This window comes from Rhizobium sp. WW_1, from assembly GCF_003610155.1.
Lineage (GTDB): Bacteria > Pseudomonadota > Alphaproteobacteria > Rhizobiales > Rhizobiaceae > Rhizobium > Rhizobium tropici_A.
This window is the reverse complement of sequence record NZ_RAIN01000031.1, coordinates 13,190-38,417: the sequence shown is the minus strand read 5'-3', so window position 1 is coordinate 38,417 and position 25,228 is coordinate 13,190. Positions and strand designations below refer to the sequence as shown.

Annotated in this window: 22 protein-coding genes and 3 pseudogenes; 17 read left to right on the top strand and 8 right to left on the bottom strand. The window is 57.7% G+C overall.

Features of this window, described 5'->3' with window-relative positions; all coding sequences use genetic code 11:
• Positions 1-510: 510 nt before the first annotated feature.
• The gene (locus BJ928_RS36670; protein ID WP_052228009.1) at positions 511-993 is read right to left on the bottom strand and encodes an Lrp/AsnC family transcriptional regulator; all 483 of its coding nucleotides are present in this window, start codon (positions 991-993) and stop codon (positions 511-513) included.
• Positions 994-1,315: 322 nt separating this feature from the next.
• Between BJ928_RS36670 and BJ928_RS36665 the strand changes: the two genes are divergently transcribed.
• The 7 genes and pseudogenes from BJ928_RS36665 to BJ928_RS36635 form a co-directional block, all read left to right on the top strand.
• A complete protein-coding gene (locus BJ928_RS36665) occupies positions 1,316-2,446 on the top strand; it encodes a PLP-dependent aspartate aminotransferase family protein (protein ID WP_047636489.1) in 1,131 nt (376 codons plus the stop codon).
• Positions 2,447-2,508: 62 nt separating this feature from the next.
• Positions 2,509-4,068: an ABC transporter substrate-binding protein gene (locus BJ928_RS36660; RefSeq protein WP_047636490.1), complete on the top strand. Its 1,560-nt coding sequence runs from the start codon at positions 2,509-2,511 to the stop codon at positions 4,066-4,068.
• 88 nt (positions 4,069-4,156) lie between these two features.
• Complete coding sequence (locus tag BJ928_RS36655) at positions 4,157-5,104, top strand: ABC transporter permease (RefSeq protein WP_047636492.1); 948 nt, start codon at positions 4,157-4,159, stop codon at positions 5,102-5,104.
• A gap of 3 nt (positions 5,105-5,107) precedes the next feature.
• Positions 5,108-5,923: an ABC transporter permease gene (locus tag BJ928_RS36650; RefSeq protein ID WP_047636493.1), complete on the top strand. Its 816-nt coding sequence runs from the start codon at positions 5,108-5,110 to the stop codon at positions 5,921-5,923.
• A 7-nt stretch (positions 5,924-5,930) separates the two neighbouring features.
• Positions 5,931-7,592 (top strand): ABC transporter ATP-binding protein, encoded by a 1,662-nt coding sequence (locus tag BJ928_RS36645; protein ID WP_245432774.1) that lies wholly within the window; start codon positions 5,931-5,933, stop codon positions 7,590-7,592.
• Between the two features lie 591 nt (positions 7,593-8,183).
• On the top strand, positions 8,184-8,558 hold the full coding sequence (locus BJ928_RS36640; protein ID WP_183079513.1) for a lysozyme inhibitor LprI family protein: 375 nt from the start codon (positions 8,184-8,186) through the stop codon (positions 8,556-8,558).
• 10 nt (positions 8,559-8,568) lie between these two features.
• Positions 8,569-8,816 (top strand): annotated as a pseudogene (locus BJ928_RS36635) (recombinase family protein); the annotation flags it as partial.
• Between the two features lie 2 nt (positions 8,817-8,818).
• Here BJ928_RS36635 and BJ928_RS36630 read toward each other — a convergent pair.
• Positions 8,819-9,270, bottom strand: a pseudogene (locus BJ928_RS36630) (3'-5' exonuclease); the annotation flags it as partial.
• A 522-nt stretch (positions 9,271-9,792) separates the two neighbouring features.
• Here BJ928_RS36630 and BJ928_RS38655 point away from each other — a divergent pair.
• The gene (locus tag BJ928_RS38655) at positions 9,793-10,314 is read left to right on the top strand and encodes a hypothetical protein (RefSeq protein WP_147413983.1); all 522 of its coding nucleotides are present in this window, start codon (positions 9,793-9,795) and stop codon (positions 10,312-10,314) included.
• A 218-nt stretch (positions 10,315-10,532) separates the two neighbouring features.
• A pseudogene (locus tag BJ928_RS36625) lies at positions 10,533-10,805 on the top strand (hypothetical protein); the annotation flags it as partial.
• Between the two features lie 612 nt (positions 10,806-11,417).
• Here BJ928_RS36625 and BJ928_RS36620 read toward each other — a convergent pair.
• Complete coding sequence (locus BJ928_RS36620) at positions 11,418-12,239, bottom strand: LON peptidase substrate-binding domain-containing protein (protein WP_047636496.1); 822 nt, start codon at positions 12,237-12,239, stop codon at positions 11,418-11,420.
• Positions 12,240-12,879: 640 nt separating this feature from the next.
• On the opposite strand from BJ928_RS36620, the gene BJ928_RS36610 reads away from it, so the two are divergent.
• Together BJ928_RS36610 and BJ928_RS36605 are read left to right on the top strand one after the other, a co-directional pair.
• The gene (locus BJ928_RS36610; RefSeq protein ID WP_047636498.1) at positions 12,880-13,080 is read left to right on the top strand and encodes a type II toxin-antitoxin system VapB family antitoxin; all 201 of its coding nucleotides are present in this window, start codon (positions 12,880-12,882) and stop codon (positions 13,078-13,080) included.
• Complete coding sequence (locus BJ928_RS36605) at positions 13,077-13,460, top strand: type II toxin-antitoxin system VapC family toxin (RefSeq protein ID WP_082012029.1); 384 nt, start codon at positions 13,077-13,079, stop codon at positions 13,458-13,460. The genes BJ928_RS36610 and BJ928_RS36605 overlap by 4 nt, the downstream gene beginning before the upstream one ends.
• Before the next feature lie 451 nt (positions 13,461-13,911).
• Here the strand turns inward: BJ928_RS36605 and BJ928_RS36600 are convergent, their stop codons facing one another.
• From BJ928_RS36600 to BJ928_RS36585, 4 genes are all read right to left on the bottom strand, one after another.
• Entirely contained in the window at positions 13,912-14,580 is a 669-nt protein-coding gene (locus BJ928_RS36600; protein ID WP_120296837.1) for a DsbA family protein, read from the bottom strand.
• Between the two features lie 18 nt (positions 14,581-14,598).
• Entirely contained in the window at positions 14,599-15,030 is a 432-nt protein-coding gene (locus tag BJ928_RS36595; RefSeq protein ID WP_047636502.1) for a DoxX family protein, read from the bottom strand.
• A gap of 6 nt (positions 15,031-15,036) precedes the next feature.
• Positions 15,037-15,684 carry an SDR family oxidoreductase gene (locus BJ928_RS36590; protein WP_047636503.1) on the bottom strand — a complete coding sequence of 216 codons (648 nt, stop codon included), beginning with the start codon at positions 15,682-15,684 and terminating at the stop codon, positions 15,037-15,039.
• Between the two features lie 110 nt (positions 15,685-15,794).
• Positions 15,795-16,412, bottom strand: coding sequence for an NAD(P)H-dependent oxidoreductase (locus BJ928_RS36585; protein WP_047636504.1), 618 nt, complete (start codon positions 16,410-16,412; stop codon positions 15,795-15,797).
• An 86-nt stretch (positions 16,413-16,498) separates the two neighbouring features.
• On the opposite strand from BJ928_RS36585, the gene BJ928_RS36580 reads away from it, so the two are divergent.
• Positions 16,499-16,876 carry a helix-turn-helix domain-containing protein gene (locus BJ928_RS36580; protein ID WP_047636505.1) on the top strand — a complete coding sequence of 126 codons (378 nt, stop codon included), beginning with the start codon at positions 16,499-16,501 and terminating at the stop codon, positions 16,874-16,876.
• Positions 16,877-17,223: 347 nt separating this feature from the next.
• Here BJ928_RS36580 and BJ928_RS36575 read toward each other — a convergent pair whose 3' ends face one another.
• Positions 17,224-18,369: an ROK family transcriptional regulator gene (locus BJ928_RS36575; protein ID WP_047636508.1), complete on the bottom strand. Its 1,146-nt coding sequence runs from the start codon at positions 18,367-18,369 to the stop codon at positions 17,224-17,226.
• A gap of 199 nt (positions 18,370-18,568) precedes the next feature.
• On the opposite strand from BJ928_RS36575, the gene BJ928_RS36570 reads away from it, so the two are divergent.
• From BJ928_RS36570 to BJ928_RS36550, 5 genes are all read left to right on the top strand, one after another.
• Complete coding sequence (locus BJ928_RS36570; RefSeq protein WP_052228014.1) at positions 18,569-19,846, top strand: ABC transporter substrate-binding protein; 1,278 nt, start codon at positions 18,569-18,571, stop codon at positions 19,844-19,846.
• Positions 19,847-19,965: 119 nt separating this feature from the next.
• Positions 19,966-20,841 (top strand): sugar ABC transporter permease, encoded by an 876-nt coding sequence (locus BJ928_RS36565; RefSeq protein ID WP_047636509.1) that lies wholly within the window; start codon positions 19,966-19,968, stop codon positions 20,839-20,841.
• Positions 20,841-21,692 (top strand): carbohydrate ABC transporter permease, encoded by an 852-nt coding sequence (locus tag BJ928_RS36560; protein ID WP_047636511.1) that lies wholly within the window; start codon positions 20,841-20,843, stop codon positions 21,690-21,692. Before BJ928_RS36565 ends, BJ928_RS36560 begins: the two co-directional genes overlap by 1 nt.
• 39 nt (positions 21,693-21,731) lie before the next feature.
• Positions 21,732-22,883, top strand: a complete 1,152-nt coding sequence (locus tag BJ928_RS36555) for an ABC transporter ATP-binding protein (protein WP_047636512.1) — start codon at positions 21,732-21,734, stop codon at positions 22,881-22,883.
• A gap of 17 nt (positions 22,884-22,900) precedes the next feature.
• Complete coding sequence (locus BJ928_RS36550; RefSeq protein ID WP_047636514.1) at positions 22,901-25,042, top strand: beta-galactosidase; 2,142 nt, start codon at positions 22,901-22,903, stop codon at positions 25,040-25,042.
• The last annotated feature ends 186 nt before the right edge of the window (positions 25,043-25,228 follow it).

The window sequence follows — 25,228 nt, the reverse complement described above, 5'->3', positions numbered from 1 at the left end:
CCTCTGCCGCCGCCTAACAGAGCCGGAATAATCACTACAGATCCGAGGGCGGTTCACCGGTCAGGCCGTCAATGCGCATGGAAAATCGCGCTTACCGTCAATCGCCGAGCAATTCGAACTTACTGCTGCCTGAACCCCCGTGCATCGCTCTCCATCCGTGACCTCGATACCGATTTGCGACAGAGCCGCGCTGACCTAACAAACTGCAACTTGGTTTTCCGATACCTCCAGGGACTTATGAACCCTGGTGGCTCCGGGCCGATGACCGATGTGCCCTTTGGCGACATGCCGAATTAAGGAACGGTCTCGTCACCCCGAGCCCTGCCCGCCGTAGGCGGGACATTGGCACGGCTGAAATCGATGCCGATCGAATGTGAGGTGAATGAGGCTCGGCCAAATCGAACCACGTCTCGTAGTTGGGCCGGGAACCTGGAGCTGAAACCGTTGAGCATGTCGATATGATCTAATCCACTTGGCACCGATGTGCCCGTGTGAGGGCATCGCGCGGTATCAATTCTCGTCGAAAAGATAGCCAGGATGGAGTTTCACGCGTTGGGCGACCGTGATCGAGCGGTATGTCTTGATGATCGGGCTTTTGCGCATGAACTCGCGGGTCACTTCCCTGAATTCGTCCATGTCGGCCACATTGAGGCAGGCCAATATATCCGTATCGCCGGTAATGACATCACAACAGGACACGTACGGCGAGCTCCGCAACATCGTGAGTAGCTCATTGAACGTATTCAATTGATGCGATGATAGCGAGATTTCGATCCAGATAGCCAGTTTGCGCTCTGCATAGGTCTGGTTGACGATCGAGATGTCGCCCAGGATCACGCCATTGTCGCGCAACCGGTGAATTCGGCGGTGACAGGCAGGTTGGGAGATACCAACCTTATCCGCCAGCTGTTGAAAGGTGAGCATGCTGGACTGCTGCAGCAGGTTGAGCAGTTTGCGGTCAATGCGATCGAGGCTCACCTTCGAAGAAGACATCGGTTACTCCAAATCCTGACCGTCCGCACAACCTGAAGGATGTCACGCCGATGTGCGCCATCCCTCTTTTGAGCGGGTCATTTCAACGAAACTGCCTCACTTTTTAAGGCTCATGCTCTAGGGGAATTGGTGAATATGTACAAGGCACCGGGGATTTCGCCGATGAGAGTTTTATGCGTGAGGAGGCGAATATGGTTATAAATTTCTCGATCCGGACCGAAAGAACGAAAAAACCATAAAGCGGGAGAGTGCCATAGTGTCTGAAACATGACAGTGCCTTCCAGCACGGATGGCTCGCTCTTAACGCCGGTGACCCTTTCGCATGCCTCACTATCTTCCGGACACAACCCTTGCTCAGGGTGCCTTTGAAAGCCATGATCCGACGGGCGCAGTCGTTCCCCCAATTCACCTTGCGACAACGTTCCTGCGACCGCCGGAAGGCTATTCGCAAACCGGTTGGAGCTACAGCCGCTACGGCTACCCGGGGCTGGAACAGCCCGAGGCAACATTGAAGGCGCTTGAGAGCGCAGCCGAGTGCCGGCTCTTCAGCTCGGGCATGTCGGCGATGACGGCCGTCATCATGGCGCTCAAGCATGGCTCACACTGTGTTTTTCCTATCGACATGTATCACGGGATGCGCACTTGGCTGAGACAATATGCGGCTCGCCAGGGCATGGAGATCACTCATGTGGACATGACGGATCTCGACCAAGTTCGCGCAGCAGTCATCCCTAGGAAGACGGCAGTTCTTTGGGCCGAGACGCCCTCCAATCCGCATTGGTATATTTACGATATCGCAGCACTCGCCGACATCGCTCACTCGGCCGGGGCGCGGCTCGTTGTCGACAACACGGTTGCAACGCCCGTTCTGGCACAACCGCTGTCGCTTGGCGCCAATATTGTCGTTCACTCCGCCACCAAATATCTGAATGGCCATAGCGATGTTCTGGCGGGAGCCGCCGTGACGGCGAAGGTCGACGACTTCTGGGAGCAGGTCTGCTTCAACCGCGATTATCATGGCGGTGTTCTCGGTCAGTTTCAGGCTGCGTTGCTCATGCGTGGCATGCGCACTCTCCACCTGCGAGTTGGACGCTCTTGTCAATCGGCCGCCACACTCGCCGCAGAATGTCTGCGCCATCCCAAAGTGGAAAAAGTCTATTATCCCGGTTTGCCTTCCCATCCGGGACATGACCTTGCCAAGCAGCAGATGAGGGGGGGCTTCGGCGGCATGGTGTCCATTCTTGTCACAGGAGGCTCAGCGGCGGCCGACCGCGTGACGACCCGTACCCGCATATGGAAGCCGGCCACGTCACTTGGAGGCGTCGAAAGCCTTATCGAGCGGCGTGAGGCAATCGAAACCAATTCGCATGTCGAGCCAAACCTCTTGCGTCTCTCCGTCGGCATCGAAGCGGTGTCTGACCTGATTGATGACCTATGGACTGCGCTTGGCTGATGCACTACCCGCACCAACACAAAAAGAACCAATAACAATCTACCAATGGAGGAGAACGGAATATGACATTGATCGGCTCGCAGTCCCGTAGGGACTTCTTGAGAACAGCAACGGCACTTGGACTGACCGCAGCAACCGGTCCCTATATGATCGGTTCCGCCATTGCGCAGGAAGCGCCGAAGAAGGGAGGCACCCTGAAGATCGGCATGCGCGGCGGCAGCACGACCGACACGCTCAATCCGACTTCCTATTCGAACGCCGTGCCGCTGCTCGTCGGCTACGCCGTCATGAACGGCCTCATCGAAATCGACGAGAAGGGCGTGCCGCAACCGGAACTGTTCGAAAGCTGGGAAATCGGCGATCAGGCAAAGGAATGGATCTTCAATATCCGCAAGGGGATCGTCTTCCATAACGGCAAGGCGATGACCGCAGATGATGTGCTCTATTCGCTCTCCCTTCATACCGGTGCAGACAGCAAATCGGCGGCGGCCGGCGGATTGAAGCACATCAAGGAGATCCAGAAGCTCGACACGCATCAAATCAAGATCATCCTGGCGACATCGGATGTCGACCTGCATTATACGCTTTCCGATTATCATCTTCTGGTCGTCCCTGACGGCTTTAGCGACTGGGCCAGGCCAATTGGCACAGGTGCCTTCTCGGTGGAAAGCTTCGATCCGGGCGTTCGGTGCGTGCTCCGTAACGCCGGAAATTATTGGAAGGCGGGTCGCGGTAACATTGACCGTATCGAAATTACCGTCGTCAACGATGTCGTCCAGCGCATGAACGCACTGGTATCCGGTCAAGTTGACGTCATCAATGACGTCGATAAACGCGCGGTGGACCTGCTTCGCTCTGCACCAGGAATCGAACTCGTTCAGGCCCCGGGCGGCTGGCACACGATCATGGCCATGCAGACGGATGTCGCCCCATTCAACAATGCCGACTTCCGTCTGGCGCTCAAATATGCTTGCGATCGCGACCAGATCCTGAATGCGCTGTTCAACGGCTTCGGACGTGTCGGTAACGACCAGCCGATCCCGGTTTCGGACCCCTTCTACAACACCGATCTTGTGCAGCGGCCCTACGATCTCGACAAGGCGAAATTTCATCTGACGAAGTCCGGAGTGACCGATGCGAAGGTAATCTTGTCGGCCTCCGACGCCGCCTACGTGGGTGCCGTCGATATGAGTGTGCTCTTCCAGGCTTCTGCCGGCAAGGCAGGCATCGATGTGTCGGTCAAAAAGGAGCCACAGGATGGCTTCTGGAGCAATGTCTGGCTCAAGGCGCCGTTCTGCACCTCCTACTGGGCGGGCCGCGCGTCGGCAACCGATATGCTTGCTTCGGCCTATTATTCAGGCGCAAACTGGAACGAGACGCATTGGAAGAGCCAGGCTTTCGATCAGCTTCTCGACGCAGCCAAGGCGGAGGTGGACGAAGCGAAGCGAAAGACCATGATCTGGGATATGCAGGCGATGCTGTCGGATCAGGGCGGCGCCCTTATCCCGGTTTTCTCCGATTGGCTGGACGCGCACCGTTCGCATGTCAAGGGACACACCCCGCATACCCAGTTCGACCTCGCCAATGGCCGGCTGTGCGAGAAGGTGTGGCTCAGCGCCTGATACCGGAAGGCGGGAGGAAGGGCCTAGCGCAAGCATTCGGCCCTCCTCTTCCTGTGCGAAGAGAAACGATAAGGTAAAAGAGGGAAACGTGCTTACACTCGTGATCAAGCGAGCAGCACTTGGATTGATGACCCTATGGGCCGCCTCCGTGCTCATTTTCGCCGGCACACAGATCTTGCCTGGCGATCTCGCACAAGCCGTGCTGCAGAACAATGCCACAGCTGAAAACGTCGCCGCGTTGCGACACGATCTGGGTCTCGATCGGCCCGCTGTGGAGCGCTATGCCGATTGGCTCGGCAAGGCCGTGCGAGGCGATTTCGGAACCTCCCTCATCAACAAGCGTGACGTTTCCAGCGATCTTGCACCGCGCCTCTACAACACGCTCTTCCTAGCGCTTTATGCAGCAGCCATTGCCGTGCCCCTGTCGGTCGCCCTTGGCATTCTGACAGCCGCTTGGCAGGGCAGCATCTTCGACGCCGTTGCCAACGCGGTGACATTGCTGGCGATCTCATTGCCCGAGTATTTCCTCGGCTATCTGCTGATCAAATGGGTGGCGGTGTATTGGGGCCTGTTTCCGGTTCTGGCGAGTGTCACCCCCGAAACATCATTTTCAGGGCGGCTCTATATGGCGTTTCTGCCGATGCTGACGCTGGTTCTGGTCATCGTTGCCCACATGATGCGCATGACCCGGGCTTCGGTCATTGCGGTCATGTCCAGTCCCTATATTGAAATGGCCTTGCTGAAGGGGCTGCCGAAATGGCGCGTCGTGGTCGAGCACGCGCTTCCCAACGCACTGGCGCCGATCATCAACGTGGTCGCACTCAATCTGGCCTATCTGATCGTCGGGGTGGTGGTTATCGAGGTGGTCTTCGTCTATCCGGGCCTCGGCCAATCCATGGTGGATGCCGTCGCCAAGCGCGACGTGCCCGTGGTCCAGGCGTGCGGGCTGATCTTTGCGACCGTCTTCATCACGCTCAACATGGTTGCGGATATTTTGGCACTCGTCAGCAATCCGCGGCTTCGCCATCCGAGGTAAGATATGCGGCTCTTCCGCCAGAAAATGCCGTTCAAGGCGCTAATCGGTCTCCTGATTGTCATCATCAGCATATCGGGAGCGATGTTTGCTCCAATTCTCGCTCCCTACCCGGAGGCCGATGTCCTCGGCAGGGCCTGGGCTGCGCCGAGCGCCGGGCATTGGCTCGGCCTCGACAATCTTGGTCGCGATGTGCTGTCACGTCTACTTTACGGGGCGCGGCTGTCCATCGGGCTGTCGCTGCTCATAACTGCGCTCTCCTTTACAATCGGCGTCTTCACCGGTTTTTCTGCAGCAGTTCTCGGCAAGACGATCGACATGATCCTGTCACGGGCCGTGGATCTTCTGCTGTCAATGCCAGCGCTGATTTTCGCCATGGTCGTGTTGTCCGTTCTTGGCACTGATCTTGCTGTTCTCATCGTCACGATTGCCATTCTCGACGCTACGCGCATTTTTCGCGTCAGCCGCTCACTGGCCATGAACATCGCGACGCTGGATTTCGTCGAGGCGGCACGGCTGCGGGGTGAAGGACTTTGGTGGATCCTGCGTCGGGAAATACTGCCCAATGCCCTGGCTCCGTTGGTGGCGGAATTCGGATTGCGCTTCTGCTTCACGTTCTTGTTCATTTCGGCGTTGAGCTTCCTCGGGTTGGGCATCCAACCACCAAACGCAGACTGGGGAAGCATGGTGAAGGATTATTCGGCCATGATCATGCTGGGCGTCCCTACTGTGTTCTATCCCGCCGGCGCTATTGCCACACTGACAATCGGTATCAACCTGCTGGTCGACTGGCTTGTCTCGACCAGCGCCGCCAAACATTGAGCGCGCCATGATGGATAAACGGACGGAAGACACTCTACTTGAAGTCGAAGGGCTGCGCATCGAAGCCGCATCGCAAACCGATGTCAGATCGGTTCTCGTCGATGACGTCAGCTTCGCGCTGAAGCGTGGCGAGGTGCTCGGCCTGATCGGAGAATCCGGCGCTGGGAAATCCACCATCGGCCTGTCGAGCATGCACTATACGCGGCCCGGCTGCGCGATCACCGCCGGCCGGATCATCTTCAATGGCCGAGATATCCGAGAGATTACGGAGACCGAGGAACGCTCCCTGCGTGGCGTAAAAATCGCTTATGTCGCCCAGAGTGCGGCGGCATCGTTTAATCCTGCGCTGACCATTGGGCGCCAGGTTTGCGAAGTCGTCGTCCGGCACAAGCTCATGAGCAAGGCGGCGGCCAAGGCGCGCGCCGTCGACCTGTTCCGCTCGCTCGACTTGCCCAACCCCGAAACATTCGGTCAGCGCTACCCGCATCAGGTCTCCGGCGGTCAGCTTCAGCGTGCCATGGCAGCCATGGCCATGATCGCCGAACCCGAACTGCTCGTCTTCGATGAACCGACCACTGCGCTTGACGTGACCACTCAGGTCGAGGTTCTGGCTGCGTTTCGTGCCCTTGTTCGTGAACGCGGCACGGCTGCACTCTACATCACCCACGATCTTGCCGTCGTCGCCCAGATAGCAGATCGCATCATGGTACTTCGCCATGGAAAAATGGTGGAAGTCGGCTCAGCTGAGACCATTCTGCACGCGCCGCAGGACGACTACACGAAGCGGCTCGTGGCGGAGCGCAACGCAGCCGTGGCCGAATACTTCGTCGCGACAAGCAAGGGTGACGACACGACGGTTCTGTGCATGGACGGACTTGTTGCCAGCTATCGAGGTCTGCCGCGGGTAATCGACAATGTCAGCATGGAATTGACGCGTGGCGATACGCTTGCCGTTGTCGGGGAATCCGGTTCAGGCAAAAGCACGCTCGCACGCGTTATCGTTGGACTGCTTCCCCGAGAAAGCGGCAAACTCGTCTTTCAAGGAAAGGAGTTGTCGGCAGCACTTGCCCAACGCTCACGCGAGGAATTGCGACGCATCCAGATGATTTACCAGAATCCAGATATAGCGCTAAATCCGAAACAAACGCTTTTGGAGATTATAGGCCGCCCAATCGAATTCTATCTCGGCAAGCCGAAGAAGGAGATTAAGGAACGTGTCCTTGAGCTTCTCCGGCAAATCGAGCTGCCTGAAAGCTTCATCACGCGTCGGCCGCCGGAGCTATCGGGAGGTCAAAAGCAGCGCGTCTGCATCGCTCGCGCTCTGGCAGCACAGCCGGATGCTATCATTTGCGACGAGGTCACGTCGGCGCTCGATCCGCTCGTCGCCGAGGATATCCTCAAACTGTTGCGCCGCCTGCAGGAAAAGTACGGCCTTGCCTATCTGTTCATCACCCACGACCTCGGCACGGTCCGGCGTATCGCCAACAAGGTGGCGATCATGCGCAAGGGGCAAGTCCTCGCCTATGGAGAAACAGCCGACGTCTTCTCGCCACCCTACCATCCGTATACAGGGCTGCTTCTCTCGTCCGTTCCCGAGATGCGCTCCGAATGGCTGGATGAGGTCCTGTACAAGCGGCAGGTTTCGGTTGCCTCTGTTGTTTCGTCGTGAGGACGAATGGCTCTTTTAGCTGGCTGCGAAGGCCTGTTGAATTTCACGACGTCTTGACCCGGATTTGCATTTGAGACTGAGCCGGAGTGTTGATGATCCAAAACAACCTATTTCACGAGGATTGCGCCTCAGAAGCCCCAGATGCGCATTTCGCGGCTGTGGGTCTTCTGCCATTTAGCGGGCGGAACAATCATGCGTGATTCGTGACTTCAGAGGATTTGCCGGCCTACCCCGGAACGATATCGAAGGACGAATGCCGAGTGGACCAATCACGTCCCCGAGCCAAACATGCAAATTTTTTTATATATCGTTTTTCGGCTCCTTATTGTCATCCCGTGTCGCCTGAACTAATGACTATAGATCAGCAGATATCGCGTATCCCTCCGCTGCACTGCCCCTGGGCGGCAGCTTCTTGCAGACCGCAAACGACAGGAGAAGCTGATGTTGGAGCTTTCGCCAGTTCAGCGCGATATCGATGCGATGGCACGCCATATCTCAGGACCTCGCAGTCGCCCGCTCCGTTGGACACGCCCAGGTCGCCGCACATCACAGGCCCTATGCCTATGGGCCCTAATTGTTGCAGCAGGCATTTTGCCTTGTCCCCAAAGCTTTGCCGCCGCCCCTGCTCTCTGCGCCAGGGCGCAGGATCAGACAGCCAGGACCCTCTGCGTCGCCGATAAGCTGAAGACTGCGGAAATAGCCCTGGATCAGGCCTATGCAGCTCTCGACGCCAAGCTCGAACCGCTTGGCAAGCGCAATCTGAAGCTCGCGCAGGAGGCATGGCTCAAATTTCGTGACCTCGAATGCAACCTGGAAACTGGAAGGGACCCGGATCGCCTCGGCCGAGATGGCACGATCATGCCGATGCTGCTCGGTGAGTGCGCGATCGCACTCACCGAGCAGCGGACCCGCGATCTGAGCGAGCAGCTCAAGTGCCCGGGCGGCGATCTGTCCTGCGAGCCGTGATCGCGACAGCCGGATCATAACCGAGACGGTTTCAGGCAGAACCGCCGTCGCACCGCGCCTCGGCTTTTCCCTGCTCATGGACAAGCTGGAGTCCGAGGACATTTTGATCGTGACCGAACTCGATCGGCTTGGCCGTGACGCCATCGATGTCAGCACAACCGTCAAGGCTCTCGCGGAAATGGCGTAAGGGTCTACGGTCTGGCGCTTGGCGGCGCCGATCTCACTAGCTCGTCCGGCACGATGACCATGCAAGTGCTCACCTTGAACCGATCGAATGCGGTCAACCGCTGGATCGGAGGGTCGGCATCGTCCCAGCGATAGATATCGTTCCGCAGGAACCGAAGCTCCTCGTCCCTGTCGTCCTCGTCGACCTCGAGCCACCATGATTTCGGCCGGCCGTCGCTGCCGTCCGACCAGCGATATCCTCTCGCCTTCAATCTGTCCTTCAGGTCGAAGGGCGCGTTCTCGGCGAAGATGCGCACCCGCGAACGCTGGCTTGCGCGATAAAGTTCGGCCAATGGTGACGAACCAGCATCTCCCGCCGCCAGGGCCAGCACTTCCAACAGTGCGAAGCAATCGTCGACCGCGCGATGCCCTTCATGAAAATAACCGCTCTGGCTCATGAGATAGCCGAGCTTGCTGCCTTCATAGCCCTGGCGCTCCAGTCGATCTCCGAATTCGAACAGGCTCATGCCCGCAGTGACAGTTCCGAATTCACCCGAGCCGTCGAGGCCGGAGAACCCACCCGTCAGCCCGAGCTTCGGCGTCAGCTTCGCGCCGCTCTCCAGCATGAACGACCGGGCGATCTCCGCGCCTAGGCTCGCATAATGGGTATTAGTAAGCGCAGACCAAAGGGATAGAAGGCTTAGGGTCGAGGAAGAAGGCAATCCACAATCCAGAAAACTCCATTTGATGGCCATCCAGGCCATTGGCGAGAGTATCTCGATTTGGCTGAGGTATTCTTCGACCCCATAGTCGACCGCCTATTGCACCCCCGAACGACAGTTCAGCAACCTTGAGATGCTTCAAGACATGCGATACACTCCTCAACGGACCCGAGGACAAAGACACGAACCCCGCATCGTTCACACATCAAAGCGACAAGGCTATAATGTTTATTTCGGTCAAGAGATATCTACGCGTATACTGGTCCATATTCTGGAGATATTGGGTCGTTATATGTGCGGCTGGCATCCTATTTGAGCTCATCAATATAACTCCACCTTGGGATTTGATGGCCAAGCGGATCTGGCCGGATTACGATTTCAATCAATCCGTGCTGGAAATATTTCTTAAGCCGACAGGAAGAGCCTTGTTGCTCGCAACAATATTCATGGCACTGGCAATCTTTCGCAGGCTATCCAGCAAGATACTCCTTGAACGAGGATCTCCGTTCGAAAGCAAACAATGGTTTGCGATATATATTCTATTAGGCTTATGGGAGTTGTTCATTGCCGCTCTGAACGTTTTGGTGGTTGTCAATTTCCCGGTATCTATGTGGAACCTGCTGTGGAACCCAGGGCTTGGTATCGTTGTGTATCTTACCTGCTTATTTATTGCTGCTCTTGCATTCGGATATATCAACAAAGCTCGAATTGTTGAAAAGACTGAGAACACTAAAAAGCCAAATATAAGTCCTGTGCCTGAATGGCGATTTGAAGAAGGACCATCACCAGAAGGAAAAACCAGAACGTGGGATGGGGCCGCCAGCCCATCTGCGTATCCACTACGAACGCCTGATCAGACATCCGATTGATCTCGTGAGATCATCGTGGAGCTGCCACTCAATCTTCACCAGCCTTGGGTATCGCCAAGCATGATCAACACAGATGCAGAGACGCAAAATGGCGTCCGGTATTCCCCGAAATACGCAAATTCGAGGTACGATCTTGGAATTACATGAGAAACGACATCAGTACATTTCACCAGAGGATATCAATATGGTGACCGTAACAGTGGCCGAAAGGAGGATGTATGTTTAAAGCAGTTTCTGACAGCGCTGCTGCTGCCGACGGAGGTTCACTTGCGTTATTTGTCGAGCGACTTGATGGAGAAGTGGAACAATTTGTCATAAATCGTTCCTTTGCCTCGCGCCAGACACCTGCGTATAACAGAGTCGTATCGAACCTTCGGTCTCTTTCGGCGGATAGTTGCCGCGCGATCGCTGCAGCTCTCGAACCACTTCTGGCAACAACCGCGTCGATTCATCCGTTGGCGGATTTCATCGAAACATTTAAACAACAGTCTGAGATCGAGAGCAAAGAGCTTACAACGATTGAGGGAACCGTAAGCCAACGGGCCAAAGACTGTGATAATTGACCCGACTTTTCGTTGACGCAGTGTAGCGCCGCAATTTCGATAATGCTCAGAGGAACAGGGGGGTGACTTCATCCACGTGATCGAATGCTCTCAACTATGTACCGACAATCGGCCGCGATCAATCTTTGTCGACAGGCCAAATGACACGTTCAGCCTGTTCTTTGTGAATCGGCGCGACGATTAGGGGCAAGTCGGCGTTACAAGCTATTGATATTTCAAAGATGGGTGGGGTCATTCTGCGACGCCGCTTCACACCCCCGCAATGAGGCTCATTTCGTGGTCAAGGCAAACGAGCCACTTTCGAACGCAAACGTAAAAGACATCCTCGGTGCTTTTGCACGGGGCACACCGAAGCCGCAGGAATTCGTCTGGCGGGACATCACGGCCCAATTCAACGGCGGCTCTTCTCCCGACACTTCAAAGCCATGGTGGCAATTTTGGCGTTAGAGGGAGCGCCGGTCTCGTCGCAAAAATCCCGCAGACCATTCTGAAAACTCCCATCAGGAATCGCACTGAGGGTTTTGGGACAGTCCGTAGGAGTTATCCGACAGCTTTAGGGCGGCCGGCGCTCATCAGCACGATAAGTCTTTCCAGACGAGTCACCACGTCACTGGTTTCCAAGAGTTGCTGCTGCTGCTCGATTGTGATCGACAGCAACGGGGCGACCGTATCGGCTAAGAGGCTCGGGTTCCCGATCGAAGGCAGGCCAAACCTGACTTTGGATCCGGGCGGAAGTGCAGAAAAGTCGACTTTGGCGTAGGTCTGGTACGCATCAAGAACAGCACGCGAAAGGGCGGCCGCCTCCGCCGACTGGCCGCGTTCATCCTCCATCGGCCCAACCTCCGCCGCTAGGAAACCATCATCGGTCAAACGGACGATGCCCGTTCGCTGAAGCCCGCGTACGGTAACTTTGAGCGTCTCGTCCACCTGTGTCTGGCGATCTATCACGTTTGCTACGACCCCCACCGGATTGAGGGCTCTCAGAGTGCTTGGATGATCGTCGCCGCCATTTCTCTGCGCAACAACGAGAACGCGTTGATCGCTGACAATAGCTCGTTCCACGGCTTGGCGGGTTTTCTCGCGCGCTACGAAAATCCGCGAGATCATGTGCGGAAACAGTACTAGATCCCGCATCGGAACGATGGGGATGCCAGCTCCAGCTGGAATCGACGTACTGGCGTTAACAATGGTCGCAGACGACGGGCTTGCCTTAATTCTCGCGGCCAAGACGTTCCAATCTCGAAAGCCAAGAATTCGAGCAACGAGTTCTTGGCTCTCACTGGTTGTGAACACGACAGATTTGGCGTGAAGGGCTTCACGTAGCGTTTGCGCCATAGCTTTGGCATCGCGGAAATCGCGCATGAGATGATCCTTTGCAAAAACGAACGGAAAGCGTCAGGGGCTTGCGTTGCTGACCCGTTCGTTCGGGCAAAGAGAGCCATGAGCGGCTCGATACATTCACCGAACCCCGACGGGGCGCAAGCGGCAGGCTGTATCGACCTGGTACCAATTGTTTGCAGAAGCTTTGTTAACTGTCAATCCTTGGCTTGCTGCGAGTCCTTTTAGGGTCGGAGCGGCCGCTCGCCTGTCGCAGAATATAGAGTTCTGCGATAACGCAATGCCCCTTTCGCGCAAATGGCCCTTGGTTCTGAGCCGCGTTTGCCAACGATCTATTCTGATCGGATAGGCAGCTTTCGGCCTCCCGTTCTGGCGCCGGCGGTAGTGAACATGCATCAAGAGTTGGTCGCGCTGGCTGGCGTGTAACAGCATCGATCCGTTGATGTGAGAGGATTCGAACCGTGGACCTTCGCAACATTTCCGGGCCCGAGGCACCGATGGCACTGGCTTCAACTTCACGGCTCAATTCCAATATCCTATGGAATGAGAGCGTCGCGCTACCTTACTTTTGTAGGCCACGTTCCGTGTACGGAAGCGAAAGCAGGCGTAGATTTAATCACCAAATGGTGCTATTTATGACGTCATATAATACGGAGGCCAGCTGATGCGCTCAACCATCAATCTCGACGACGCCCTCATGGACAGGGCTAGATTATTGACCGGCACCAAAGAAACCGCAGCACTCGTCCGCCAGGCGTTGGAGACGCTGGTTCGTGTGGAGTCCGGAAAACGCCTCATCGCTCTTGGGGGAACCATGCCGGATGCCGAGGCAGCTCCGCGCCGTCGGAGCACGGCGGTTAAGTGATATTAGTAGACACCTCGATCTGGATTGATCATTTCCGACATGGCGATGCCGAGCTACGAAGGATAATCGAAGACGATCGACTACTTTGCCATCCGAGCGTGATCGGCGAGTTGGCGCTTGGCAGCCTTCGGGACCGCGGCAGCGTTATTGCTTTTTTGATAGCTCAGCGCGGAGCTGTTGTCGCCACGCACGACGAAGTCATGACGATGATCGATCGATTCGGCATCTTCAGCATGGGCATTGGCTACACAGATGCCCATCTGCTAGCGTCCGCTCTACTTGGAGAGAAAGTAACCTTGTGGACCAGAGACAAACGACTGCGAGCAGCGGCCGAAAAAGCGGACGTCCCACTGCATATACCGGCCGATGAGCCTCACTAGATGCTCGAGCTTTATACTGAAATGGCCTTTGAATAGGTCTTGCGAACCTTTACCGCTCTTGAAGACAGCAGAACAGACGACCCTGTTGTTGCAAGAGCTATCCGTTTGAAACTCCTCAGTATCGGACATCGGCTTTGATGGATTGACCGATGAGGCCGACAGCGGACGATGCACCTCGAGGCCCGATCTGAAATAGCGGCCGTTAAGCGGCGCATCGGCCACGAGCAGCCAACCTCCGCTCTGCCGTTCATAGCAAGCGGCGAGGACGCTGTGAGAGAACCTTGCGGGTTGACATTGACTTGGATCAGGTTTGTCGCATGTTTCGGGACTTTCCGACATGAATCTATGGAGTTTATCTGCTGATGACACCGGATGAATTGAAGATCGTGCGTCGAGCTTACTCATGGCAAGCCATGATGGGGTTGCTTGCGGGAGAGGGCGGCATCCTACGCTAATTCCAAGTCTCGGAAAGACTAGAGCGCCAACATGTGGTAGCCGACTTGGCACGAGCAATCGACAGGGCGATTTCGTCTTCGCTGCGGCCGCCATTAATCGCGAAGCGGCCACCAAAGATAAAATGCGGAACGGATTGGACACCCGCCGCATTGGATTTCGCGGCTTCGAGTTCCACACGATCGCGCCAAACCGGGTCGAGAGCGAGCGCACGGGCTTCAGTTCGCCCGAAACCGTGATCTGCCGCCACATCCGCGAGCATTTCGACGTCCGCGATGTTCTTCGCATCGAGGAAATAGGCTTTGGAAAGCGCCACGGCGAGCGCATGCTGTGTTCCGCGCTGCTGAGCAGCCAGCACCAGTGCATGTGCGGCTTGCGTCGGGTATGCCCAAAGCTGGCGGCTAAGGTCAAGGTCCAGCCCTGACGCCCGTGCCTCGGCTTCGGGGCGGGCAAATGCTGCTTTCGGGTCGCCAATGCGATAGCGCGTCTGCAGCAGGTCTGGAATATAAAGCCCGGTGACCGGGATGTCCGGCAACAGGAGGACCGGATGCTGCCGGATATCGACGGCAAGATCAGGGAAGCGCTCGGCCAGCACCTTGTCGAGGCGATGATGGCCAACCATGCACCATGGGCAAGTGATTTCGGTATAGAGGTCGATCGTCAGCATCAGAATTTCCTTTCCTGCTCATCCGCGCGACTTGATCGGTGCTTTGCGAAAGCGACCCCAAATAACAACGAGAGAAAGCGCCAGAAGTCCGATGTTGAGCGGTAGGACCGCTGCGGTCTCTCCTCGCGTCGCATGAAAGCCGATCGCAAGGACCTGAATGGTTGCAAAGCCTGTGGCCGCCAGCGGCGTCAGAAACGGCAGGATGCGGGTTAGCGCCGGCAGGATGACGCCGATGGCGCCGAGCAGTTCAACCGTGCCGATAAGCCGCAGGAGCGGCAGCGGCACGTCGACAGTCCAGGCAAGACCCACCGCCGCCAGATCCGCCGGCGCCCAAAATAGCTTCAAAGTTCCCGCGGTTCCGAACAGTGTAGCGAGAAGGATCTGTGCTATCCAGAGATTGATCTGCCAGGCAGTCGAGGCGCGAGACGCTGTAGTCTGTGCGTTGCTCATATGGTTTCAGTTCCTGTTTGCGATAGCTGGCGCAGCTTTTACAAAGCCCTGATTCTTGACTTGATCGACCAGGAACTTGGCGAGGTTGCCTCGCGACAGCTTCATGCTGAGCTTGGTTTTTCCGTACCAGCCAATGTCGATGATGCCTCCCTCTGCAGGACCATCCTGCAGGTTCGGGATGCGCACCAGCGTCCAGTCTAAGTTTGACGAAACAATCAGTTCGGCGGTGGCCTTGATATCCTCATAAGCCTTACGCACGATCACCTTGAACAGCAGCGCGAAGGCATGCGCTTTCAAGGCGAACCCGTCCTTGGGATCACGATAGGCGGCCGTGGAAATTTGGATGAGTCGGCGCACGCCGGATTGCTTCATCGCGGCGATGATGTTGGACAGGCCGCGCATGACCGGCTTGTCGCCCTTTACCTTGAGACTGTTGGGTCCGAGCGCACTGATCACCGCGTCGGCGCCCTCGACGCACTTCGCAATGGCAGCTGTATCCTGCAGGTCTCCGACGACGACTTCGATCTTTCCTGCAAACTCGGACACCTTGCCGGCGTCACGTGTGTAGACGGACAGCTTATATCCTTGGCTGAGCGCCTCGCGGATGATGTATTTCCCGGTCGGCCCTGTGCCTCCGAAGAGAGAGATTTTCATGAGTGTTCCTTGTCATTGAGCCAGCAGGGGCCGATCCGCCCAGCGACTTTTCACGCACTGGAGCAGTTGTTGTCAGACCATGTTCCAGTGCGTGAGCTTGTTCTTATCGCTTACGCGGCGCGTTCGAGCACGGCGCGAACCTGCGCTTCCGTGGCGGCAATGGCTGCGTTGGCGACATCCGGTCCCAAGACGGTGCCTTCGACGCGCACGAGCTCGACATCGGTCAGCCCGATGAAGCCGAGCAGATGGCGCAGATATCCTGTCTGGAAGTCAAACGAGGCATACTTTCCTTCCGAGAACACGCCGCCGGTTGCCGTCACGAGATAGACCTTCTTGTTGGGCACCAGCCCAATTGGACCGGTCTCGCCATAGCCGAAAGTCACGCCCGGCCAGATGATATGATCGAACCACGCCTTGAGCAAAGAGGACGGGCCGAAGTTGATCATGCTGGAGCCGAGGATGATGATATCGGCGGCTCGGATTTCGCCAACCAGCGTTTCGGCAAGCTTGACGGCTTCCGCCTGTTCCGCGGTGCGAGCCTCCGGCGAAGCAATACGGCCATTGATGTAGGCCGGCGTGATATGCGGCAGTGGCTCGGTAGCCAGATCGCGGACGGTGATCGTACCGCCGGAGCGGGCCTTGAGCCCTTCGGCAATCTCGGTTGCAAAACGCGTAGATAAGCCCTCAGCGCCGCGCGGGCTTGAGGTGACGAGTAGAGTGTTGGTCATGATTGTTCCTTGCAGGGTTTCGTGGTAATTAATAGTTACTGACACTATTATGGTAACTGGGAAAATTCCCGCAAGAAGGCACATTCATGGCACTCAGTCACACTGATTTTCCTACCCCCGGCGATGGTTACGACTGCCGGATGGTCCGGGAAATCCTTGATCTGGTCGGCGACAAGTGGAGCTTGTACATCATTGCCACGCTCAAGGATGGTCCTGTCCGTTTCAATGAGTTGCGTCGCCGTATTGACGGCATCTCGCAAAGGATGCTGACGCTGACGTTGCGCGGACTGGAGCGCGACGGGCTGGTGAAGAGATCGCTATTTCCTACCATCCCGCCTCGCGTCGACTACGAACTGACCGATGTCGGACGGACGTTGCTTGCGCCGGTGATGGCGCTCGTCACCTGGGCCGACACCAATCAGGATATCATTCAGGACGCTCGAGTGCGCTACGACGCCGGCTGACAGATCTTAACGATTGCGCGGATGGGGGAGAGTTCTTCTTAGCGGGCGTCTTTTAGCCGAGATGTAGCGGAGAAATCCGCGATTGATCCGCCGAAGGCCAACATTGCGGGCTTCGCCAAAGTCTGGCCATTCCGGGATCTAACGGAAACCCTGTCCAACTTTTGCGAAGCACGCAGTTAAGATTGCCGCCATCATCAGACGCGCACTACGAACCCGGTTGTGAATCGGCGCAATGATTAGGGGCAAATCGGCGTCATAAGCTATTGATATTTCAAACATGGGCGGGGCCATTCGGCAACGCCGATTCACACGCGGTTGACCGCGTTGTTGTGGGAGGGCCTGCCTACTTATTGGACATCCAGATCAAAGACATGCTGCGTCGCCAGAGCGGCAGCGCCACGCGCCCATGAACCCGGCACCCAATCCGGAAGCAATTCAGGCGTGTTCAGAAAAATATGTTGTGCCATGGAGCGCCGGATGGGCTCAAGAATGACATCGCCAAACTGCATGGCTTCGCCGCCAGCAATGAGCACTTCCGGATCGAACAAATTGACCAGATCCGCCAGATGGCGCCCGATCAGTTCGCCGGCTTGGCCCATAATTTCTACAGCGTCCCCATCGTGGCTTTCGATTGCCGCCACGAACTCATCGCGCGTCGCCGCTCTGCCGCGACGCCTGCCCCATTCTTCGATCATTGCCGGTTCGGCGGCATGTGCCTGGAGGCAGCCTCTTCTTCCGCATTCGCAAAGCCGTCCGCCGGGAACCGTAATGACGTGACCGAGCTTTCCGGCCAGACCATGGCTTCCGTGATATATTTCTCCACCCATAACCAGCGATGATCCGACCCCGGTGCCCACCGCAATTGTTGCGAAATTGCTGTAGTTGCGGCCAGCACCGAAGAGCCGCTGCGAGACGGTGAAGGCGCTGATGTCGTCATCGATCCAGACCGGGACATGAACTCGCTCACGCAGCAATTCGGGGAACGCGAGATTGCGCCAGCCGAAGCGCGGGCTCTGGATGCAGATACCCCTGACCGCATCCACCTCGCCGGGGATGGAAACGCCGACACCCATGACCGGCGAGCCGCTGCGGCCGGCATCAGCCAGAAGCTTCGGGATCGCCGTCGCGATGGCCTCGACCATCGTTTCCGGCAAGGTGTCCGGCACAGGCATATCGAAAGACGCGATCGGCGTCGTGGCGAGATCGGTCAGGACGCAGTCGATGCTGTCGTGGCGAAGCTTGAATCCAACTGCCAGATGGCCGTCATAGTTGATATCGACCGGCACCGGCCGGCGTCCCGTCGCGCCCGTCTGCGCCTTTCCTTCGACGACGAGCCCCTCCTCAATCAATTCCGTGACCACGAATGTCACCGCCGCCGGGCTGAGGCCCGTCACAGTGGCGATTTCGGCACGCGGCATAGCCCCGCGGTTTCGCAGCAGGTTGAGGATGAGCCGACGGTTAAGGGCTCGGGAGGTACTAGGGTTGCCGCGCACGGTGTTCCTTTAAATTTATTTTGTAAATTAACTATTGTTGCCTCTCGGAAGATACGGTATGCAATGGCACAAGGCAATGGAGGAATGTCCGCTTGCATCGGCGCAAGCGGAAATGCTGGTTTATTGCAAAATTTCTGAAGGTTAGCGGCTGCCTACATCCGTGGGCGGGCCTGGATTTGATATGCCTCGGGAGGAAAAGATGGCATCGAAGAACGAGCTTTCACTCATCAACGCAATCAGGGCGTCTCGGCGCCAGTTCATGATCGGTACGGGCGCCGCCCTGGCGGCTACGGCCCTTTATCGCCCGGCAATTGCCAATGGCGGCGAAGTGACCATCATCTCGGATATCGGCAATGCCGATCAGCGGACGGTCTTGGAGCGCATTGCGGCCGACTTTACCAAGAGGACGGGAACGAAAGTCACCATCAACAATATGGATCACGAGGCCCACAAGACGGCCATCCGCAGCTACCTGGTCGTGGGCGCCCCGGACATCTGCTTCTGGTTCTCCGGTAACCGAATGAAGGCTTTCGTCGACCGCGGACTGTTCGACGACATTTCCGACCTCTTCGTAAAGGAGGGCTACAGCGATAAGCTGGGCGCCACCATGACGGCCGTCACCGTCAACGGCAAGCAGTATGGTCTGCCGCTTGGCGGCATTCTCTGGGGCCTCTTCTATCGCAAGGACGTTTTCGCCGGAAAGGGCTGGACGGCGCCGAAGAACTGGGACGACTTCCTGAAATTCGGCGAAGCGGCAAAGTCCGCCGGCATGACCCCGATCAGCATGGGCACGAAGGAACTGTGGCCGACCGGCGGCTGGTTCGACCACATGAACCTGCGCATCAACGGGCTCGACAAGCATCTTGCCCTAATGGAAGGCAAGATCGCCTATACTGACGCGATGCTGAAGCCGGTCTTCGACAAATGGGAAGAACTCATCAAGGCCAATTTCTTCTCCGCAAGCGGGCCGTCCTTCGGCTGGGAGCAGGCGGGCGCCGCCCTGGCGCAGAAGAAGGCGGCGATGATGGATCTTGGCGGCTTTATCAAATCCGCCTTCCCGGCGAGCGACCACGACCAGCTCGCCTTCGCCCCCTTCCCGGAAATCACCTCCGGCGTCGAACGCTACGAGGATTTCTCGGTGAACTCGGTGCATATCCCCGCCAAGGCGAAAAACCGCCAGGGCGCGCGCGATTTCCTTGCCTACTTCTATCAGCCGGAAAATCTCGGCGCATTCCTCGAAGCCGAGGGCACCATTCCGCCGCGCAACGATTGCCCGCCGAGCAAGGATCCCATGGTCAATGTCGCCGTGGAATCGCTCAAGAGCGTGAAGGGAACATCGCAATATTATGACCGCGACACCGATCCCGACATGGCGCAGGACGGCATGAAGGGCTTCCAGGAATTCACGGTCAAGCCCGAGCGGCGCGACCAGATTCTGGCGCGGCTCGAAAAGACGCGCGCGCGCATTTTCAAATAGTCCTCCCGGACCAAGGCGCGGCGGGTCACGGATTTTGCGGCCCGGATTCTCGCCGCGCGCACCTCCAGAATGTGGGCCTCATGAGGCGCCTTGAATTATCGAACAAAGAAGTCTGAGCCATGTGGAAAAAGCACAGGAACTGGCTGACGCCTGTTCTCTTCATTGTGCCGGGATGCATCCTGTTCGGGACGATCATCATCGCGTCCTCGGTGGAATCGATCTGGATATCGTTCTTCGATTGGGACGGTGTCGGGCAGAAGACCTGGGTGGGATTGGCGAATTATTTTGAACTCTTCGCCGATCCGCAATTCTACGTCTCGCTGAAGAACAACATCATCTGGCTGGTCATGTTCATGGCGGCACCGCCGCTCGGACTGGCGCTGGCGCTGCTCGTCAACCAGCAGATCGCCGGCATGCGGATCCTGAAGTCGCTTTTCTTCATTCCGCTCGTGCTGGCGACCGTCACGGTCGGCGTCGTTTTCGGCTGGGTCTATGATCCGAATTACGGACTTCTCGCCCTCATCTTCAGCCTCTTCGGTGCTGCGGCGCCCGCCCTGCTCGCAGACGAGCATTTCGTCACCTTCGCCGTGGTTATAGCAGCGCTCTGGCCGCAGATCGCATTTTGCATGGTGCTCTTTCTCGCCGGCCTCAACAACCTGAGCTCCGACATCATCGGGGCAGGACGTGTCGACGGGGCGCGCGGCTGGAATATGCTCTGGCATGTCGTCCTGCCGCAGTTGCGCCAGGTAGGTTTCATCGCCCTCGCCGTTACCGTCGTCGGTGCATTGCGATCATTCGACATGATCGCGGTAATGACATCGGGCGGTCCCTTCGGCTCGTCCGAGGTGCTCGCCTACCAGATGTACGAGCAGTCGATCTTTTCCTACCGCTTCGGCTACGGCGCTGCGATCGCCACTATCCTCTTCGCAATCATGATCGTTTTCATCACCTGGTATCTGCGCGTCATGGTGCGCATGGAACGGGAGACGCGCTGATGTATCCTCGCCCTATCCCCGAAGAAAAGCCGGCACTCCGCGGCCTTTATGCCGGTTTCGTCGGCCTCATTCTCATATTGTGGTTGCTGCCGCTCCTTGCCGTCATGCTGACGGCATCCAAGACGGCCGATGAAATCATGGCCGGCAAATACTGGACATGGCCAGAGCACTTCAATCTCATCGAGAACTTCCAGTCCATCTTCCAGCAGACGAACATGTGGGGCTATTTCATCAACAGCCTCATCATTACCCTGCCTTCGGTGCTGCTGGTGCTCGTGTTGTCGACGCTGACCGGCTATGTGCTCGCGCGCTACAATTTTCGCGGCAATGCCCTGCTCTTCTCGCTCTTCGTCGGTGGCAACTTCCTGCCTGCGCAGATCATGATGATCCCAGTGCGCGACCTCATGGTCTCGGTTGGCCTTTACGACACCTATTTCGCTCTAATCATTTTCCATGTCGCCTTCCAGACGGGTTTTGCGACCCTGTTCATGCGCAATTTCATCGCGGCACTGCCTGACGAATTGTTCCAGGCCGCGCGTGCGGAAGGCGCGTCCCCCTGGCAGACGATGCGCCATGTCGTCATACCGCTGATGCGGCCGGCGCTTGCAGCCCTTGCGATCCTGATCTTCACCTTCGTCTGGAACGATTATTTCTGGGCGATCGTACTCACCCAGAGCGACGTCGTGAAGCCGGTGACGGCGGGCCTGAACAACCTCAGGGGCGAATGGACCTCGGCCTGGAACATCGTGGCGGCGGCAACCTTGTTCGTCGCCGTTCCGCCGGTCCTGATGTTCTTCCTGATGCAGAAGCATTTCATCGCGGGCCTGACCATGGGCGCCGTCAAGGGCTGACGCGCTCAGCGCCGTTTGAGACGATTTGGAGTATTATTCATGAGCCATGTACAGCTGATCGATGTCGACAAATATTATGGCGGCTATCATGCCCTGCGTTCGGTGAACCTCTCCGTCGACAAGGGGGAGTTCATCGTCATGGTCGGCCCGTCGGGCTGCGGCAAGTCGACCACGCTGAAGACGATTGCCGGGCTCGAGACCATCTCCTCGGGTGAGATCTGGATCGACGGCCGCAATGTAACGCGCGAGGAGCCGGGTGATCGCGGCATCGCCATGGTCTTCCAGTCCTATGCGCTTTATCCGCACATGACGGTCGCTGAGAACATGGGCTTCGGCCTGAAGATGGCCAAGCGTCCGCAAGCCGAGATCGACGCCGCCGTCAAGCGCGCCGCCGAAATCCTCAGAATTTCCGACCAACTCGACAAGCGCCCGAAGCAACTTTCTGGTGGCCAGCGCCAGCGCGTCGCCATCGGCCGTGCCATTACCCGCTCGCCGGAGGTCTTCCTCTTCGACGAACCGCTCTCCAATCTCGATGCGGCGCTGCGCACACAAATGCGCGTGGAGCTTTCGACGCTGCATCAGCAGCTCGGCTCGACGATGATCTATGTGACGCATGATCAGGTCGAGGCAATGACCATGGCAAGCCGTATCGTCGTGTTCAACAAGGGCATCATCGAACAGGAAGGCGCGCCGCTTCGTCTCTATCACAACCCGGCAAATCAGTTCGTTGCCGGCTTTCTCGGCGCGCCACGGATCAATTTCGTTACCGCAAAGCTCGTTTCCCTTCGTGACGGCGTGGCCGAAGTCGCGCTCGAAGGTGCTGCCACGACAGTCCAGGTTCCGGTGGCCGATGTCGGTGACCTCAAAACAAAAGCGAGCCTCACCCTCGGCATCCGGCCGGAATCGCTGAAGATCGGCGCCTCCATCCCGGACGCCGCCATTTCATTCGATGGCAAAGTCCGCCTCGTCGAGCAACTCGGCCGCGAAACCATTCTCTACGTCGACGGCGGCCCGCTTGCCACGATCGGTTCTGAAAGCGGCACGCGCAATTTCACCATTCAGCTCGGCAATGCGACCGGGTTTTCGGCCGGCGAGCAGGTCAAACTGTCCGCCTCCACGTCCTCGCTCTACCTCTTCGGCCCCGATGGCAGAACCCTCAGCCGGCCGAAGCCCATCATTGCCTCTCTGTAAGGAAAGCTTGTGATCTCATGAAAGTTTTGGAAAGAAAGCCGCTCTCGGTCTGGCGGACGCTCAACCTCGACGGCTTTATGGTCGGCGTGCCGCATTATCCCGAACATGTCGACGAGAGCTATTGGGACCGCGATGCCGAACGCATGGCCGCCGCCGGTTTCAACACGGTTCGCATGGCGGAATTCGCCTGGCATATCATGGAGCCGCATGAGGACCATTTCGATTTCTCGCTCTTCGACAAGGCGATCACCGGCTTGGCCAGACACGGTATCAAGACCATTCTCTGCACGCCGACAGCAACGCCGCCGCGCTGGCTGACGGCAAAGTACCCCGAGGTCCTGCGCGTCGATGCCAATGGCAGGCAGGCAAGCCATGGATCACGCCAGCATTGCGACACGACGAGCCCGGTACTGCGCCGACACAGCCAGCGCATTACCCGTGCCATGGCCGAGCATTACCGCGACAATCCTCATGTCATCGGCTGGCAGACGGATAACGAGCTGAACACAACGACGTCTGAGAGCTATTCGCCTTCGGCGCTCATCGAATTCCAGAAGTTCTGCCGCGCCAAATATGGAACGATCGACGCGCTGAACTTTGCCTGGGGCGGCGACTTCTGGGCAACGGCGTACCAGACCTTCGACCAGATCGTCTTTCCGAAGCCGATGAATCCGTCCTTCTCGAGCCCCGGTCACGCACAGGACTATCACCGCTTCCTCGCCTTCGCGACGGCCCTCTTCCAGCACGATCAGGTGGAGATCCTGAGAGTCACCAATTCTGAATGGTTCATCTTCCACAATCTCGGCAACCTCGCAGATATCAATTTCCGCAGCCAGTTCGGCCAGGATCTCGACTTCATCGGCTTCGACATCTATCCGTTTCTCTATGATGAGATGCGCCGCGGTGGCGGCCATGCGATTACGCAGGCCTTCCATCTCGACCAATGCCGCGCCTATTCCGGCAATTTCATCGTTCCGGAACAGGCGTCGGGCCTCGGCAGCCAGCCGGGCTTTTCCTCCTCCGTACCGGAGCCCGGCGAGATGCGCCGCATGGCGATGACGTCCGTTTCGCGCGGCGCTGACGGTCTGATGTTCTTCCGCTGGCGGCCAGCGCATTTCGGCGCCGAAATCTACTGGAACGGCATTATCGATCACGATGACGTGCCGCGCCGCCGTTACGAGGAGGCCAGGCAATTCGCGTCCGACATCCGCAAGATCGAGGACAAGCTTCTCGGCACCACCGTCCGTATCGATATTGCCATCGCCGGTGCGGATTTCGACAATCAGGAAGCCTACAAGACGTATGCGATCGGCCTGCCGAGCCCGATGCAGGATGCTGCCCATCTGCACCGCACATGTTATCAGGCCGGTGTTGCCTGCGGCTTCATCCATCCGGAAGACGATCTCTCACGCATCAAGGCCCTCTATGTTCCCCACTGGGTCATGTGGAGGGAGGAGTGGTCGCCAGCCGTGGAGAAGTTCGTTGCCGATGGCGGCACGCTCATCCTGTCGGCAATGACCGGAACCCGTGACGACAACAACCACATCATCCGCACCCAGGCACCGGGCAAGGCGCTCTCGGAGCTTTCGGGCGTACGCGTCTATGAATTCGGCCCGATTTCGGGACCAGGCGCGGACGGCCTGTTTACCGGCTTCCGCGAGGGCGGTATCGGCAGCCACCAGCCATCGCCACGACCGCCGACAACCTCGGCCTCGCGCAAATACGCCTACACGATCGGCAATCGTCAGCTGGAAGCGGGCCATCTCTACGAGAAGCTGGAGATAACGGCGGACACCGAGACCGTTGGCTCCTGGTCCGATCGCTTCCTGGAGGGCACGCCGATGCTGACCCGCCGCCGTCATGGCAACGGTCAGGTCTATTATCTTGGCACCTACCTGACGGCGCCACTTGCGGAGGTCATTCGCGAGCTTCTCGTCGGCGACAGCGTTGCCACGCCGCTGGTGCAGGATCTGCCAGCAGGCGTCGAAGTGTCGCTACGCGAGGGCGACGGCAGGAGGCTGCTGTTCGTCCTCAATACGGAGCACGAAACGAAGATCGTCAATCTGCCTGCAGGTACCGAACTGCTAACCAACAAAGCGATATCAGACTCGGCCGAACTCGCTGGCTACGGCGTACTGGTGATCGAACTATCGGTCTGATGGCGCATCATCACATGTCCGGCCCCGCGGATGAAACTTCGGCGCGATCGGGCATGAATTGCTGGGATGTTGTCCGATAGGGGCATTTACAAATGGTCGATTATCGTCGCCCACCCCCCTGCGAACGAGTTACACCTGCTTGCCCGGGCCGTGACGGAATATGGCGCTGTCCTCGCGTTCCGGGCA